Origin of the sequence: Duganella rhizosphaerae (assembly GCF_040364205.1) — a bacterium.
In the GTDB taxonomy this organism is placed as follows: Bacteria; Pseudomonadota; Gammaproteobacteria; order Burkholderiales; family Burkholderiaceae_D; genus Rugamonas; species Rugamonas rhizosphaerae.
This window is the reverse complement of sequence record NZ_BPWK01000012.1, coordinates 110,116-123,601: the sequence shown is the minus strand read 5'-3', so window position 1 is coordinate 123,601 and position 13,486 is coordinate 110,116. Positions and strand designations below refer to the sequence as shown.

General features: G+C 59.8%; 17 protein-coding genes. 13 read left to right on the top strand and 4 right to left on the bottom strand.

What is annotated here, in order from left to right; genetic code table 11:
• Window positions 1-73: 73 nt before the first annotated feature.
• The 3 genes from RUGAMON1_RS23190 (at window position 74) to RUGAMON1_RS23180 (ending at window position 3,340) form a co-directional block, all read left to right on the top strand.
• Window positions 74-1,453, top strand: a complete 1,380-nt coding sequence (locus tag RUGAMON1_RS23190) for a mechanosensitive ion channel family protein (RefSeq protein WP_445232750.1) — start codon at window positions 74-76, stop codon at window positions 1,451-1,453.
• 111 nt (window positions 1,454-1,564) lie between these two features.
• Complete coding sequence (locus RUGAMON1_RS23185) at window positions 1,565-2,767, top strand: DesA family fatty acid desaturase (RefSeq protein WP_445232749.1); 1,203 nt, start codon at window positions 1,565-1,567, stop codon at window positions 2,765-2,767.
• Window positions 2,768-2,830: 63 nt separating this feature from the next.
• Window positions 2,831-3,340 carry a hypothetical protein gene (locus RUGAMON1_RS23180; protein WP_445232748.1) on the top strand — a complete coding sequence of 170 codons (510 nt, stop codon included), beginning with the start codon at window positions 2,831-2,833 and terminating at the stop codon, window positions 3,338-3,340.
• A 58-nt stretch (window positions 3,341-3,398) separates the two neighbouring features.
• Here RUGAMON1_RS23180 and rpmG read toward each other — a convergent pair whose 3' ends face one another.
• The 3 genes from rpmG to radC form a co-directional block, all read right to left on the bottom strand.
• Window positions 3,399-3,566, bottom strand: a complete 168-nt coding sequence (gene rpmG, locus RUGAMON1_RS23175; RefSeq protein WP_008451489.1) for a 50S ribosomal protein L33 — start codon at window positions 3,564-3,566, stop codon at window positions 3,399-3,401.
• Between the two features lie 12 nt (window positions 3,567-3,578).
• On the bottom strand, window positions 3,579-3,815 hold the full coding sequence (gene rpmB, locus RUGAMON1_RS23170) for a 50S ribosomal protein L28 (RefSeq protein ID WP_008451488.1): 237 nt from the start codon (window positions 3,813-3,815) through the stop codon (window positions 3,579-3,581).
• Window positions 3,816-3,976: 161 nt separating this feature from the next.
• Complete coding sequence (radC, locus tag RUGAMON1_RS23165) at window positions 3,977-4,651, bottom strand: RadC family protein (RefSeq protein WP_445232747.1); 675 nt, start codon at window positions 4,649-4,651, stop codon at window positions 3,977-3,979.
• A 90-nt stretch (window positions 4,652-4,741) separates the two neighbouring features.
• Between radC and RUGAMON1_RS23160 the strand changes: the two genes are divergently transcribed.
• The 8 genes from RUGAMON1_RS23160 to RUGAMON1_RS23125 all read left to right on the top strand — a co-directional run bounded on the left by RUGAMON1_RS23160 (window position 4,742) and on the right by RUGAMON1_RS23125 (window position 10,792).
• Entirely contained in the window at window positions 4,742-5,197 is a 456-nt protein-coding gene (locus tag RUGAMON1_RS23160) for an FKBP-type peptidyl-prolyl cis-trans isomerase (RefSeq protein WP_026334141.1), read from the top strand.
• A gap of 7 nt (window positions 5,198-5,204) precedes the next feature.
• Window positions 5,205-6,167 carry a 4-hydroxy-3-methylbut-2-enyl diphosphate reductase gene (gene ispH / locus RUGAMON1_RS23155; RefSeq protein ID WP_445232746.1) on the top strand — a complete coding sequence of 321 codons (963 nt, stop codon included), beginning with the start codon at window positions 5,205-5,207 and terminating at the stop codon, window positions 6,165-6,167.
• Window positions 6,168-6,454: 287 nt separating this feature from the next.
• Entirely contained in the window at window positions 6,455-7,384 is a 930-nt protein-coding gene (locus RUGAMON1_RS23150) for a branched-chain amino acid ABC transporter permease (protein WP_116990484.1), read from the top strand.
• Between the two features lie 15 nt (window positions 7,385-7,399).
• Window positions 7,400-8,617, top strand: coding sequence for an ABC transporter permease subunit (locus RUGAMON1_RS23145; RefSeq protein WP_445232745.1), 1,218 nt, complete (start codon window positions 7,400-7,402; stop codon window positions 8,615-8,617).
• Between the two features lie 11 nt (window positions 8,618-8,628).
• Window positions 8,629-9,399 carry an ABC transporter ATP-binding protein gene (locus RUGAMON1_RS23140; protein ID WP_116990482.1) on the top strand — a complete coding sequence of 257 codons (771 nt, stop codon included), beginning with the start codon at window positions 8,629-8,631 and terminating at the stop codon, window positions 9,397-9,399.
• The gene (locus RUGAMON1_RS23135; protein WP_116990481.1) at window positions 9,399-10,121 is read left to right on the top strand and encodes an ABC transporter ATP-binding protein; all 723 of its coding nucleotides are present in this window, start codon (window positions 9,399-9,401) and stop codon (window positions 10,119-10,121) included. The genes RUGAMON1_RS23140 and RUGAMON1_RS23135 overlap by 1 nt, the downstream gene beginning before the upstream one ends.
• A 144-nt stretch (window positions 10,122-10,265) precedes the next feature.
• Window positions 10,266-10,562, top strand: a complete 297-nt coding sequence (locus tag RUGAMON1_RS23130; protein ID WP_445232744.1) for a type II toxin-antitoxin system MqsR family toxin — start codon at window positions 10,266-10,268, stop codon at window positions 10,560-10,562.
• A 2-nt stretch (window positions 10,563-10,564) separates the two neighbouring features.
• Window positions 10,565-10,792, top strand: coding sequence for a type II toxin-antitoxin system MqsA family antitoxin (locus RUGAMON1_RS23125; protein WP_445232743.1), 228 nt, complete (start codon window positions 10,565-10,567; stop codon window positions 10,790-10,792).
• Window positions 10,793-10,861: 69 nt separating this feature from the next.
• On the opposite strand, the gene RUGAMON1_RS23120 is transcribed toward RUGAMON1_RS23125, so the two are convergent.
• On the bottom strand, window positions 10,862-11,422 hold the full coding sequence (locus tag RUGAMON1_RS23120) for a phasin family protein (protein WP_020701528.1): 561 nt from the start codon (window positions 11,420-11,422) through the stop codon (window positions 10,862-10,864).
• Between the two features lie 346 nt (window positions 11,423-11,768).
• Between RUGAMON1_RS23120 and RUGAMON1_RS23115 the strand changes: the two genes are divergently transcribed.
• Together RUGAMON1_RS23115 and RUGAMON1_RS23110 are read left to right on the top strand one after the other, a co-directional pair.
• Complete coding sequence (locus RUGAMON1_RS23115) at window positions 11,769-12,677, top strand: DMT family transporter (RefSeq protein ID WP_445232742.1); 909 nt, start codon at window positions 11,769-11,771, stop codon at window positions 12,675-12,677.
• A 10-nt stretch (window positions 12,678-12,687) separates the two neighbouring features.
• Window positions 12,688-13,383, top strand: a complete 696-nt coding sequence (locus tag RUGAMON1_RS23110; protein ID WP_445232741.1) for a nitroreductase — start codon at window positions 12,688-12,690, stop codon at window positions 13,381-13,383.
• Window positions 13,384-13,486 lie beyond the last annotated feature (103 nt).

The window sequence follows — 13,486 nt, the reverse complement described above, 5'->3', positions numbered from 1 at the left end:
CTCATCTCAAAAGGCCGGGCTTCCGGCCTTTTTTACGTTAATCTACACACCTCAGCCATCACACCCGGTACCTATGACTCAACAACAGCCCCTGCTCAATCTGATCGACGACCTGACCGGCGACCTGCAAGATCCCAGCCGACTGTGGCAAATCGCCGCCATCGTCGGTTCCGTGATCCTGGGCTGGGGCCTGGCGCGGCTGTTGAAGAAGCGCTTTGGCCGCCAGGATACGCACGGCCGCATGATGCGCTTCGGCGTCGAGAGTTTTGGCCGCGTGATGGCGCCGCTGGCCGTGGTCGGCCTGCTGGCCTTGTCGCGCGTGGCGCTGGCCAAGTACCATTTTCACGTCAACCTGATCAAGGTGGCCTTGCCCATCTTCGGCTCGCTGGTCGTGATCCGTTTTACCGTCTACCTGCTGCGCCGCGTGTTTGCGCGCCACGGCGAGATCAGCGCCACCATGTTGGCGTTCGAGAAAGTGTTCCAGTTGCTGGTGTGGCTGGCTTTCGTGCTGTACATCACCGGCCTGTACCAGGATGTGTTCGACTTCATGGACGGCACCATCCTGCCGCTGGGTAAATACAAGGTGTCGCTGGCCGACATTTTGCAAGCCACCGTCTCGGTGATCGTGCTGCTGATGCTGGCGATGTGGGCCGGCGCGGCGCTGGAAGAGCAGCTGATGAAAGTGCAGGGCATGCACACCAACCTGCGGGTGGTGGTGGCGCGCACGGCGCGCGCGGTGCTGATCCTGGTGGCCGTGCTGATGAGCCTGTCGCTGGTGGGGATCGACCTGACCGTGCTGTCGGTGTTCGGCGGCGCGCTCGGCGTCGGCCTCGGCTTGGGTCTGCAGAAGATCGCCAGCAACTACGTGTCCGGCTTCGTGATCCTGCTGGACCGCAGCCTGACCATCGGCGACATGATCACCGTCGATAAATACAGCGGCCGTGTGACGCAGATCAATACCCGCTACACCGTGCTGCAAGGATTGGACGGTGTCGAGTCCATCGTGCCGAACGAGATGCTGGTGTCGGGCGCGGTGCAGAACTCCTCGCTGTCGAGTAGCACGCTGTGGATTGCGACCAAGGTTTCGGTGGCATATGACACCGATGTCGACACGGTGCTCAAGCTGCTGGAAGAGGCCGCGCTGACAGTGGACCGCGTGCTGAAGGAAGACAAGCTGCCGTCGGCGCAGCTGCTGAGCTTTGGCGCGGACGGCCTGGATCTGCAACTGGGCTTCTGGATCAACGATCCGCAGAACGGCCGCGGCGGCGTGACCTCGGACGTCAACCGCGCGATCTGGCGCGCGCTGAAGGCCGCCAACATTTCCGTGCCGTTCCCGCAGCGGGAAATGCGCATCCTCGGCCCCGTGCCGGAGCAAATGGGCCCGCAGGAAAGCACGACCGTGCCACAGAAATCGTCCGTGACTACAGGAAATCCTTCCGCTAATCACGTTTAAATCAGCGTACAATAACGTCCAAAAGTACGACTGACGGACTTCCTGCGCCTGTTAAAAACGCAAGATTGGCGGAACGACCGCACAGCGAGACACGCCCACTTTGGAGTAGTAATGATTTTTAGTTTAAATGCTGTACTGGATTTTTTGTCTAACGGCGTCACCCGACTCACCGCCTGGCAAGTGTTCTTCTATACGCTGGCAGTTACGCACATCACCATCGCCAGTGTGACCATCTACCTGCACCGCCACCAGGCGCACCGTGCGCTGGAGCTGCACGCCATCCCTAGCCACTTCTTCCGTTTCTGGCTGTGGCTGACGACCGGCCAGGTGACCAAGGAATGGGCGTCGATCCACCGCAAGCACCACGCCAAGTGCGACACCGAGGAAGATCCGCACAGCCCGGTTACGCGCGGCATCAAGAAAGTATTCTGGGAAGGTGCCGAGCTGTATCGCGCTGAATCGAAGAACCTGGAAACCATGGAAAAATATGGTCATGGCACGCCGGACGACTGGATCGAGCGCAATCTGTACACCCGCTTCAGCTGGCAGGGTGTGGCTGCGCTGCTGGTGATTAACGTCGCCTTGTTCGGCGTGATCGGCATCACCGTGTGGGCAGTGCAGATGATGTGGATCCCCGTCACGGCGGCCGGCATCATCAACGGCATCGGCCACTACTGGGGCTACCGCAACTACGATTGCTCCGACGCGGCGACCAACATCATCCCGTTCGGCATCCTGATCGGCGGCGAAGAGCTGCACAACAACCACCACACCTTTGCCACCTCGGCCAAGCTGTCGTCGAAGTGGTATGAGTTCGACATCGGCTGGGGCTATATCCGTGCGCTGGAAATGATGGGCCTGGCCAAGGTCAAGAAACGCGCACCGGAGCCGAAGTTCGCCAAAGGCAAGATCGAAGCCGACTTCGACACGCTGCAATCGGTCATCGCCAACCGCTACGACGTGATGGCCAAGTACGCCAAGTCGGTCAAGCACGCCTGGAAAGAAGAGCTGGAACACCTGAAAGACAAGGCCCAGCTGGAAGCGCGCTTCCTGAAATCGTCGCGCAAGCTGTTGCAGCGCGAGCCGGGCAAGCTGGAAGCGCCGCAGCAGCAGCAACTGGTGGAACTGTTCCAGCACAGCAAAGCGCTGGAAACCATGCACACGATGCGCGTGGAACTGGGCGTGATCTGGGAGCGTTCGCACTTCACCCGCGACCAGTTGCTGCACAAGCTGCAAGACTGGTGCAACCGCGCGGAAGCGTCGGGCATCAAGTCGCTGCAAGACTTCTCGCTCCGCCTGCGCAGCTACGCATAAGAAAGTATTGATACAATTGAACGGCCCCGAAATTCGGGGCCGTTTTTCATTTCAGGGAGTGACATGACATTGCGAACTTATTTGGCGGCCCTGGCGTTGGCTCTGCCGCTGTGCGGCGCGCACGCCGCTGACTGGACCGTGCGCTTCGACGGCGCCGGTCCGTTGAAGATCGGTATGCGTTTCGACGCCGTCAACAAAGTGCTGGGCGATCACATGGAGCGCACGCCGAAAGCGTTGCGCGGCTCGCCGAACTGCTTCCAGCTGGAGCCGGCGCGCCAGCCCGGCTTGCTGCTGATGTTTGTCGGCGACGTGTTGAAGCGGGTGGACGTGATGGAGGAGGGCATACTATCCGAGCGCGGCATCGGCCTGGGTGACCCGGTGGAAAAGATACGCCAGGTCTATGGCGAAGCGGTGACCTCGACGCCGCAGGCCTACGACGACAGCGAGCAGACCCTGACCGTCAAAGCCGGTGGCGGCCAGTACGCGATCCGTTTCGATACCAGCAAAGGCAAGGTCGGCGCGATCTACGCCGGCGCCTGGAAGGAAGTGCAGTACATCGAAGGCTGCCTGTAAAATAAAAAAGCCGCTGAGCTGATGCTGAGCGGCTTTTTTGCGAGAAGCGAAGATCGGATTACTTGATCTTGGTTTCTTTGAACATGACGTGCTTGCGTGCTTTAGGATCGAACTTCATGATCTCCATTTTAGCAGGCGTGGTGCGCTTGTTCTTGGTAGTGGTGTAGAAGAAACCCGTACCTGCGGTCGATTCCAGTTTGATTTTGTCGCGGCCAGTTTTTGCCATGGTAGCTCCTAATTAGACTTTTTCGCCACGGGCGCGCATGTCGGCCAGTACGGCATCGATGCCGACTTTGTCGATTACGCGCAGACCAGCGTTGGACAGACGCAGGGAGACCCAGCGGTTTTCAGATTCAACAAAAATACGACGGTTCTGCAGGTTAGGCAGGAAACGACGTTTGGTTTTGTTGTTTGCGTGGGAAACATTGTTGCCGACCATCGGCTTCTTCCCAGTAACTTGGCAAACACGTGCCATAACGCACTCCTTAAAAGACATTCCACAATTGGAAAAACAAGAGTATATCCAAAAACCTCAGCTTTTTCAATGACTTGTGAAAAACAATTGTGTCTCGTATATCTGAAAATATTTAACAATTGTGAATTCACTCGTAAACCCTTGAGCCCATAGGGGTAAACTCATAGCTGGCCGTGCTCGGCAAACGAGTGGACCTGGTGGCCGGCCACGACAAAATGGTCGAGGATGCGGATATCCACCAGCGCCATGGCCTGCACCAGCGCCCGCGTCAGCAGCAGGTCCGATTCGCTGGGGTCTGGCGTGCCGGACGGGTGGTTGTGGGCCAGCATGATGCTGGCGGCGTTGCAGGCCAGCGCCGCTTTCACCACCTCGCGCGGGTAGACGCTGGTATGCGTCAAGGTGCCGCGAAACATTTCCTTGGCGTCGATCAGGCGGTTCTTCACGTCCAGGAACAGCACGTAAAACGACTCGAAGTCCTTGCCGCTGAAGGTGATGCGCAGGTATTCCTTCACCGCGCGGGGCGAACTCAGCGTGTTGCCGGCCTTGATTTCCTCCAGGATGGCGCGCCGCGCCAGTTCCATCACCGCCTGCAATTGGGCGAACTTGGCCGTGCCCAGTCCGCGCAGGGCGGAAAACTCCTTCAGGCTGGCGCCGAACATGGCTTGCAGCGAGCCGAAATGGTGCAGCATTTCCTGCCCCAGTTGCACGGCGTCCTTGCCCGGCACGCCGGTGCGCAGGAAAACCGCCAGCAATTCGGCGTCCGTCAGCGCCGCCGCGCCTTCGCGTATCAGCCGTTCGCGCGGGCGGCGCTCCAGCGGCCATTCGGTAATTGCCATCGATATCCTCCGCAAATCAGCACAGACGACGGGCGCGGCAGGCAAGGTGGCTTACAATAGAGCCTTTGCCAGCTTACTGAATCCCACGTCATGTCTAACGCGCAACCTGCTGTTGTCACCAAATCGGCTTACTTAACACTGCATTATCGTCTCGCCTCGCTGGACGGTACTGATATCGTTACAACCTTCAGCGGAAATCCCGCCACGCTGATGCTGGGCCAGGGCCAGCTGGCGCCGGTGCTGGAAGAGTTGTTGATCGGCATGCCTGAAGGCACGCACAAGACCTTCGACCTGGAGCCGGGCGTCGGCTTCGGCCCGCGCAACCCGGAACTGGTGCGCGAAGTCACCCGCGCCACGCTGGACGACAACTCGGTGCCGGGCGCCGACTACAAAGTGGGCGACCTGGTCGACTTCGCCGCGCCGGGCGGCGGCCGCTTCGCCGGCATCCTGCGCGAGCTGGGCGATGAAACCTGTCTGTTCGACTTCAACCACCCGCTGGCCGGCCAGCCGCTGAAATTCGAAGTCAAACTTATTTCCGTGCTGTGAGGAACTCATGAGCGATAAAGAAATCCTGTTGGCCCAGCCGCGCGGCTTTTGCGCCGGCGTCGACCGCGCCATTGAAATCGTCGAGCGCGCGCTGACCCAGTTCGGCGCGCCCATCTATGTGCGTCACGAGATCGTCCACAACGCCTACGTGGTGGAAGACCTGCGCAACAAGGGCGCCATCTTCATCGAAGACCTGGACGACGTGCCTGCCGGCAATACGCTGGTATTCTCGGCGCACGGCGTGTCCAAGGCGGTGCGGGCGGAGGCGGAATCGCGCGGCCTCAGCATCTTTGACGCGACTTGCCCGCTGGTCACCAAGGTGCATGTGGAAGTGGCCAAGATGCGCAAGCAGGGCTGCGAGATCATCATGATCGGCCACGACGGTCACCCGGAAGTCGAAGGCACGATGGGCCAGACCGAAGAGGGCATGTATCTGGTCGAAACCGTGGCCGACGTCGACAAACTGAACGTCACCAAGCCGGACCAACTGGCCTATGTTTCGCAGACAACGTTGTCGGTAGACGACACCGCCGACATCATCGAAGCGCTGAAGCGCAAATATCCGGCGATTATCGAGCCGAAAAAGGGCGACATCTGCTACGCCACCACCAACCGCCAGGAAGCCGTGAAATTCATGGCGCCGCAAGTGGAAGTGGTGATCGTGGTCGGCAGTCCGAACAGCTCCAATTCCAACCGCCTGCGCGAAGTGGCGGAGAAGAAGGGCACGCCGGCCTACATGGTCGACAACGCCACGCAGATCGATCCGCTCTGGCTGGAAGGCAAATTGCGCGTGGGCGTCACCGCTGGTGCGTCGGCGCCCGAAGTGCTGGTGCACGCGGTCATCGATCGCCTGAAGGAATTGGGTGCGCGCAGCGTGCGCACGCTCGATGGCGTGCAGGAAGCGGTCACTTTCCCGCTGCCCAGAGGCCTGGATGGACAGAAAGCTGCACCAGCGGAGGGCGTGGTTTAACAACTTTCGGGATGAAACGGAATTAAATTTTGCATCTTTCCGTTATTCCGCAGTTAGTTTTTCCAGAATCTCGCTATCATTGCCTCGCTCTCAAAAAGTTGTCGTTTAGGCTTATAAACGAAGGAACGGAGGAGGGCGCGGCTCGCAGGAGACGCTACTGGTTCAGGCATGAAATTTGCATCATGAACGTGTAGTCAACGGCGGCACTACGGAGACATACTCCGGGTGCCGTTTTTGTTAGATGAACCGCTGTGCAGGCATAAACACAAAAAGTAAAGGCACTCTTCATGGATACATTTATCCAACAAATTATTAACGGACTGGTGCTCGGCAGCATGTACGCACTGGTCGCGCTGGGCTATACCATGGTCTACGGCGTGCTGAACCTGATTAACTTCGCCCACGGCGACGTGCTGATGATCGGCGCGATGACCGGCCTGACCATCCTCAAATACCTGAACGAGTACGCGCCGGACTTGCCTGGCTACGTCAAGCTGGCGATCGCCATTGGCGGCGCCATCCCGGTCTGCATCGTGGTCAACATCCTGATCGAGCGGGTCGCCTACCGCCGCCTGCGCAATGCGCCGCGCCTGGCGCCGCTGATCACCGCCATCGGCGTGTCCATCCTGCTGCAGACCATCGCCATGATGATCTGGACCCGCAACCCGCTGGCCTTCCCGCAACTGCTGTCGTCGGAACCGATCACGGTCGGCGGCGCGCTGATCTCGCAGACCCAGATCCTGCTGCTGGTGCTGGCCGCGCTGTCGATGACGGGCCTGGTGCTGCTGGTGGAAAAAACCAAGATGGGCCGCGCCATGCGCGCCACGGCGGAAAATCCCCGTGTCGCCGGCCTGATGGGCGTCGACTCCAACAAGGTCATCGTCGCCACCTTCGCGCTGGGCGCGGGCCTGGCCGCCGTGGCCGGCGTGATGTGGGGCGCCAACTACGCGTCGATCCAGTTCGCGATGGGCTTCGTGCCCGGCCTGAAAGCCTTCTCGGCCGCGGTGCTGGGCGGCATCGGCAACATCTACGGCGCGATGATAGGCGGTATCGTGCTCGGCATTATCGAGAGCCTGGGCGCCGGTTACATCGGCGACCTGACCGGTGGCTTCCTCGGCAGCCACTACCAGGACATCTTTGCCTTCGTCGTGCTGATCATCGTGCTGACGGTGCGTCCGTCCGGCATCATGGGCGAGCGCGTTGCGGACCGTGCCTAAGCTGAGGAACTACACATGGCTATCCTGAATTTCGACACCACCCGCAACCCGCGCAAGGCCTACAGCAGCATGGCTGTGGTCCTGATCGGCTTGCTGATCTTCCCATTCGTCGCCTCGCAGTTCGGCAACTCCTGGGTCCGCATCATCGACATGGCGCTGCTGTACATCATGCTGGCGCTGGGCCTGAACATCGTGGTCGGCTTCGCCGGCCTGCTGGACCTGGGCTACATCGCCTTCTACGCGGTGGGCGCCTACATGACCGGCCTGCTGGCCTCGCCGCAGTTCGCGACCTTGCTGGAATCGCTGATCAACGAGTACCCGGTGGTCGGCAATTCGCTGGTCGCCATCCTGGGGCCGGACATCCAGCAAAATGGCATCCACCTGTCGGTATGGGTGATCGTGCCGCTGGCGGCCGCGCTGGCCGGCCTGTTCGGCGCGCTGCTGGGCGCGCCGACCTTGAAGCTGCGCGGCGACTACCTGGCCATCGTGACCTTGGGCTTCGGCGAGATCATCCGCATCTTCATGAACAACCTGAACGAGCCGATCAACTTCACCAACGGTCCGCAGGGCATCAACCTGATCGACCCGATCCGCGTGTTCGGCGTCAACCTGGCGGGGGAGGCGGGTTCGCGCGCCAACGTCGTCGTCGGCGGCTTCTCCATGCCGTCGGTGAACGCCTATTACTTCCTGTTCCTGTTCCTGTGCATCGCCGTGGTGTTCGTCACCTCGCGCCTGCAGCACTCGCGCCTGGGCCGTGCCTGGGTCGCGATCCGCGAAGACGAGATCGCCGCCAAGGCGATGGGCATCAACACCCGCAACGTCAAGCTGCTGGCGTTCACGATGGGCGCTTCGTTCGGCGGCGTCGCCGGCGCCATGTTCGCGTCGTTCCAGGGCTTTGTGTCGCCGGAATCGTTCTCGCTGACCGAGTCGATCGCGGTGCTGGCGATGGTGGTGCTGGGCGGTATCGGCCACATTCCCGGCGTCATCATGGGCGGCGCGCTGCTGGCGGCGCTGCCGGAAGTGCTGCGCCACGTGGTCGAGCCGCTGCAGGAAAAACTGTTCGGCCACGTGCTGATCGAAGCGGAAGTGTTGCGCCAGCTGTTGTACGGCCTGGCGATGGTGCTGATCATGCTGAACCGCCCGGCGGGCCTGTGGCCGGCGCCCAAGCATGAAGACCGTCCCGACGGCGACTCCGACACCAAAGATCAATCGTCCGGCACCGTGGCGGCCTGAGGAAAGCAGAAATGAGCGAACAAGTTATTCTCCACATCGCCGGCGTCAACAAGCGCTTCGGCGGCTTGCAGGCGCTGACCGATGTCGGCATCAAGATCATGAAGGGCCAGATCTACGGTCTGATCGGCCCCAACGGCGCCGGCAAGACCACCTTCTTCAACGTCATCACCGGCTTGTACCAGCCGGACACCGGCACCTTCGAGCTGGCCGGCAAGCCGTACTCGCCGTCGGCGCCGCATGCGGTGGCCAAGGCCGGCATCGCCCGCACCTTCCAGAACATCCGTCTGTTCGGCGAGATGACCGCGCTGGAAAACGTCATGGTCGGGCGCCACGTGCGCTCGCATCAGGGGGTGTTCGGCGCCGTGTTCCGCCACAAGGCGGCGCGCGAGGAGGAGGCGGCTATCCGCAAGCGCGCGCAGGAGTTGCTGGACTTCGTCGGCATCGGCCAGTTCGCCAGCCGCACCTCGAAGTTCCTGTCCTACGGCGACCAGCGCCGCCTGGAAATCGCCCGCGCCCTGGCCACCGATCCGCAGCTGCTGGCGCTGGATGAACCGGCGGCCGGCATGAACGCCACCGAGAAGCTGGCGCTGCGCGAGCTGCTGGTCAAGATCAAGAACGAAGGCAAGACCGTGCTGCTGATCGAGCACGACGTCAAGATGATGATGGGCTTGTGCGACCGGCTGATGGTGCTGGAATACGGCAAGCCGATCGCCGAAGGTCTGCCGGCGGAAATACAAAGCAATCAGGCGGTAATCGACGCCTACCTGGGAGGATCGCACTAATGGGCGACAACGTTCTTAAAGTATCGGGACTGAAAGTCGCGTACGGCGGCATCAAGGCCGTCAAAGGTATCGATCTGGAAGTGAACAAGGGCGAGCTGGTCGCCTTGATCGGCGCCAACGGCGCCGGCAAGACCACCACCTTGAAAGCCATCACCGGCACGCTGCCGCCTTGCAAGGTCGAGGGCACGGTGTCGTACAAGGGTGAGTCGCTGAAAGGCAGCAAGTCCTTCCACCTGGTCGAGAAGCGGCTGGCGATGGTGCCGGAAGGGCGCGGCGTGTTCACCCGCATGTCGATCCAGGAAAACCTGATGATGGGCGCCTACACCCGTGACGACAAGGCCGGCATCGACGCCGACATCGCCAAGTGGTTCGACGTATTCCCGCGCCTGAAGGAGCGCGCGGCGCAGATGGCGGGCACGCTGTCGGGCGGCGAGCAGCAGATGCTGGCGATGGCGCGCGCGCTGATGTCGCATCCCGAGCTGTTGCTGCTGGACGAGCCGTCGATGGGTCTGTCGCCTATCATGGTCGAGAAGATTTTCGAAGTGATCCGCAACGTCTCGAAAGAGGGCATCACCATCCTGCTGGTGGAGCAGAACGCCAAGCTGGCGTTGCAAGCGGCGCACCGCGGCTACGTCATGGACTCCGGCCACATCACCATGACCGGCAACGCCAAGGACATGCTGGACGACCCGCGCGTCAAAGCGGCCTACCTCGGCGAATAATTGACTTTTTTGCCTTAAAAAACCGGAGCTTGCTCCGGTTTTTTGGTTTACGTCTGACTATTCCCAATGCAGATAATCGTCCTCATGCACTACTACCTAACGTAGCGGTTGAGTCGTCGAATCCGGCATATGAGTTAATATGAAATGGAAAAGCACAGGCCTCACCATCGGCTCTCTGTTGTGAAAGCCTTGGTCATTTCAGGAAGAGTTAGGGCGACTCTGTCCGCTTTGTCCGGTGCCGCAGCACTTGGCATGGGATTTGACGAGATGCTCGGCGTAGTCATGGCACTTTGCCAGCGTGACTTTTACAAGAGCATGACTACTCAGGCGGACCATCGTGTTTGGCAGGATGTTTATCGTCCCGCTACCAAGGTCGGAAGAGTCTATCTGAAACTTACCGTTATCGATGGCGTGCTCATTGTGTCGTTTAAGGAGCTATAGATATGAAATGTCCCGTCTGTGGCGAAGCTGCATTGGTACATGGCATTCGCGATATCACCTATCTGTACAAAGGCCGGACGATCTTAATCACAGCGGTTGGGGGGGATAGCTGTCCAGTGTGCGGTGAAAACGTGCTGGATGCGGACGAGTCGTCGCGTGTGAGCTTGGCAATGCTGGCGTTCAACCAGCAAGTAGATGAGTCTTTGGATCGCGGTCTGATTCTCAAATAATAAAGCCTCGGCCGTGGCCGAGGCTTTATTTTGTGGGATCCGGCGCCCTACCGCGCCGGAATTCCTTGATTACTTCTTGGCTGGAGCAGCTTTGGCGGCAGCAGCGGTGAACTGGTTCACGGCCGAAGTCATGTTCGATTCGATCGACTCAACAGCTTGCTTGGCGGTCTTGGCGAACTGCTCGTAGCCGGCGTTGGCGTTGCCGATGGCCGATTTCAGGATGGCGACGGCGTTTTCCGAACCAGCTGGGGCGTTCTTGCTGACTTCTTCCACCAGCGAGATGACTTTACGGTTGGTTTCAGCGATCTGGGTTTCAGCAGCTTTGCTGAATTCAGCGCCGGTGCTCGAAGCGATGGTCGCCAGATGACGGCCGTAAGCGATGGTTTTTTCTGCGTTAGGCTGGGCTTGTGCCGAAGCCAACGAGAAGAATTCTTGTGGATCTTTAGCCGACAGCAGCTGCTTGGTGGTGATCGACGACTCTTCCAGCGATGCCTTGGCAGCGGTCAGGTTCAGATCGACGAATTTCTCCACGCCTTCAAAAGCTTTGTTGGTCAGGGCCGAGAAGATCGCAAATTGAGCTTCGAAATTGGCTTTGGTCGCATTGGAAAATTGCTCAGGGATAGAAAACATTTGAATCTCCAGGAAAGTAGTCATTGATTAAGTACTGCTGAGGTACTGCTTGTTTCTTACGGCCGGCGAGAAACAGGCTATCCACGTTTCAGACCGAACAACTAATTGTGCAACGCAACAAACCCGATTTTACGGCCTTCAGAAATTAAGTCAAGCGATTTTTTTGTGCATTGCACCAAAGAACCAAATCTAGCTTAAGGAAAGTATTTCCGCAGGGAAAATGCGGCTTGGCAAGGCATAGCCGGTGGCAAAATGGTCGCCGTGATAGACTTGCATCCTGTCGAGTCGGCGCCGCATTCCGGCGCCGATTTCCTTTCATGCTGCAAGTAAGTTTTACCGGTTTCCCATGCCCAACACCCCGAGCGCCGCCGCGGTTGTCAAACACGCCACTTTCCTGTCGCCGCTGCCGCTGTTTTTCGTGCTGTTGTGGAGCAGCGGCTTCATCGTCGCCAAGTTCGGCTTGCCATATGCGCCGCCGCTGACCTTCCTGGTGATGCGCTTTGTAGGCGTGTTGCTGTTCCTGGCGCCGGCCGTGCTGCTGCTGAAGGCGCCCTGGCCGCAGGGCAAGGTCTGGCAGATCGCGCTGGCCGGGCTGCTGGTGCAGGCCGGCTACCTGATCGGTGTCTGGTGCGCCATCAAGCTGGGCATGCCGGCCGGCTTGTCGGCCTTGATCGTCGGCATGCAGCCGATCCTGACCGCCTTCGCCGCGCCGCTGATCGGAGAGAAAGTGCGGCCGCTACAATGGCTGGGCCTGGTCTTCGGCCTGGCCGGGGTGGGGCTGGTGGTGGCCGCCAAGATCAAGCTGGTCGGATTGTCGGTCGACGCCATCCTGTTCTGCGTACTGGCGCTGCTGTCGATCACCGCCGGCACCCTGTATCAAAAACGCTATTGCCCGCAATTCGACCTGCGCACCGGCACCGTGATCCAGTTTGCCGCCTCGCTGGTCCTGGTGCTGCCGCTGGCGGTCATCTTCGAAGGGCTGACGCCGGACTTTGCTGCGGTGCAGTGGACGCCGCGTTTCGTCGGCGCTTTGCTGTGGTCGGTAATGGGCTTGTCGATCGGCGCCATCTTCCTGTTGTTCGCGCTGATACGCCGCAGCGACGCCACCCAGGTCACCAGCCTGATGTACCTGACGCCGCCGACCACCGCCGTCATGGCCTGGCTGATGTTCGGCGAGGCTTTCAACGCCCTCGGCATAGCCGGGATGGCGCTGGCGGTCACCGGTGTGATATTTGTAGTCAAGAAAACCAGATAAGCGAGTGCATATGATTTCAACTCCCGACCAGCAAGCGGTGGACGCCGCCATCACCAGCCGCCGCTCGATCCGCGCCTTCCTGCCGCAAGCCGTGGCGCGCGAGGATGTCGCGCAGATTTTGCAGGTGGCGGCGCGGGCGCCGTCCGGCACCAATACCCAGCCGTGGAAAGTCTACGTGCTCGATGGCGAACGCAAGCAGCAGTTGTCATCGGCGATACTGGCCGCACATAGTGATCCAGAGCAGGCTAAACAGCACACCGAGGAATACGCCTACTATCCGCGCGAGTGGGTTTCGCCTTTTATTGAGCGCCGTCGCAAGGTCGGCTGGGATTTGTATGCGTTACTGGGTTTGACGCGCGACAATAAGGCCGGCATGGCTGCACAACACGGCCGCAATTATGAATTTTTTGGCGCTCCGGTAGGTCTCATCTTTACCATCGATCGCATCATGGAGCAGGGCTCGTGGCTGGACTACGGCATGTTCCTCCAAAACATCATGGTGGCGGCGCGGGCGCGGGGCCTCGATACTTGCCCGCAGGCGGCTTTTACCCAGTATCATAAAATCATCGGCAGCCAGTTGGGCCTACCGGACAATGAAACCGTGGTGTGCGGCATGGCGCTCGGTTACGCCGACTGGTCGAAAGTTGAGAATACCTTGATCACGGACCGTATGGCGCTTGAGGAATTTGTTAAATTTGTTGATTAGAACTAGCTTGTTTAAAACCTACGGCGCCTTATTGTATCGATGCAACCATCGATGCGCTCAATGTTAAATTTGCTTGCGCTTGCCCGCAGTTTTGCTACACTGC